Source organism: Frankia sp. AgKG'84/4, from assembly GCF_023242965.2.
Taxonomy (GTDB): Bacteria; Actinomycetota; Actinomycetes; order Frankiales; family Frankiaceae; genus Frankia.
Genome location: NZ_JALKFU020001017.1, coordinates 1 through 1,778 on the forward strand (window position 1 = coordinate 1; position 1,778 = coordinate 1,778).

The following is a 1,778-nucleotide window of genomic DNA, read 5'->3' on the forward strand; positions in this document are numbered from 1 at the left end:
CGCCCTTGACCTGGGAGGGGGCTGCTGCCGAGGCCGCCTGGCGGGACCTGCGCCTGGCCGAGCGGGCAGCGCCCGTGGGTCGGCCGCGACGATCTCGGCCAACGGGTCCAGCCCGCCGGCGTCGACGACGATCGGCTGGTCGGTGCCGAGCAGCGCGCCCAGCAGTTCGCGCACCGCCGGCCCCGGCGGCAGGCCAGGGCCGATCGCCCAGGCCTGCACGCGTCCGGCGGCGAGCATCGCCGCCGTGTCACCCGCGGCGATCGCGGTGACCACCGCCTCCGGATGCGCCTGCGCGACGAGGTCACCGGCTCGGCCCCGCGGCCGCCCCGTCGCCTCGTCGTGGTGACCTTCGGTGATCAGACGGAGGTAGCCGGCGCCGCCGCGTAGGGCGCCGCCGGCTGCGAGGACCGCGGCACCCGGATAGGCGTCGCTGCCCGCCACCAGCCCGAGCACACCCCGGCGGTACTTCGACGAGGAGAGTTCCGGGACCGGCAGCAGGGCGGCGACATCGGGGTCCTCGAGCGCCCGCAGGTCCGGTTCGGGCAGCTCCAGCCCGATGTCGACGAGTTCCACCGGCCCGGTGTGCGCGGCCCCCGGCATCAGCCACAGGCCGCGCTTGTGGGTGCCGAACGTGACCGTGGCGCTCGCCCGTACCGCCGGCCCGGCGACCGCGCCGGTGTCCGCGTCGACGCCGCTGGGAACGTCAACGGCGACCGTGCGCTCCATCGGCGCGAACGACGCCAGCCGGGCGTGGGCCGTGCGCAGGCCGCCCTGGCCACCGATGCCGAGCAGCCCGTCGAGCACCAGGTCGGCGCGGTCGAACAGGGCGCGCAGCGCGTCGTCGTCGGGAAGCGGGTCGGGGCCGTGCAGCTCACCGCCGGCGGCGAGCAGCGCGGCGGTGCCCTCGGGGTGGGTACGGCCGGGGGCGATCGCGTCGACCCGCGCGCCGCGGGCGGCCAGCCTGGCGCCCGCCCACAGGGCGTCACCACCGTTGTCACCGCCGCCGGCCAGCACGACGACACGGGCGCCCCCGACCCGGCCGAGTCGGCGGGCGGCGTAGGCCACCAGGCCGTACACCGCGCGTTGCATGAGGGCGCCGGGGGGCAGCGAGGCGAGCAGCGGGGCTTCGGCGTCCCGGACCTGAGTGACCGTGTGCACGTTCCGCATACCGCCATGCTGCCCGGTGCCGATCCGGCCATGCCGCTCGCTCGGGGCCCGCGCCTGTCGGCGCGCGGCAGGATCAGCTTTCGGCGACGACCATGGCGACGGCCACGCCGCCGTCGTGGGTGAGGGACAGGTGCCAGGACGCGACTCCAAGGCGCGCCGCAGCGGCCGCCACCGTGCCGCCGACGCGCAGGGACGGCCGGCCGGCGGCGCCGCGCACGACCTCGGCGTCATGCCAGTCCAACCCGGGCGGAGCGCCGAGCGCCTTGGCCACGGCCTCCTTCGCCGCGAAGCGGGCGGCGAGCCGCTCCGGGCGCACCACCTCCCGCTCGGCCACCGTGAACAGCCGCATCGCTATACCCGGCGTCCGCGACAGGGTATCGGTGAAGCGCGCGACGTCCACCACGTCGACTCCGATGCCCACCACCGCCACCGGGCAAGGCTCCCACACCGGTCGATCGGCGGCCGACCGGTCCAGGCGGCGTCCGGCCCCGCCGGTTGGCGAGGCCGCAACGCGCCGTTCGATGACCCGCACGGTCAGGACGTCTTGTCCAGCCGCGGGCCGTCCTCGCCGCCGTCGTCACCGGCGGCGGCCCGCTCGCCCTTCGCCCGCC

2 protein-coding genes are annotated in these 1,778 nt (G+C 77.3%); both read right to left on the reverse strand.

Annotated features, from left to right (window positions below; translation table 11 throughout):
• On the reverse strand, positions 1-1,167 hold a 1,167-nt coding region (locus MXD58_RS26905), incomplete at its 3' end, for an NAD(P)H-hydrate epimerase (protein WP_250610618.1).
• A gap of 73 nt (positions 1,168-1,240) precedes the next feature.
• Positions 1,241-1,597, reverse strand: a complete 357-nt coding sequence (locus MXD58_RS26910) for a holo-ACP synthase (protein ID WP_248838724.1) — start codon at positions 1,595-1,597, stop codon at positions 1,241-1,243.
• Positions 1,598-1,778: the final 181 nt, after the last annotated feature.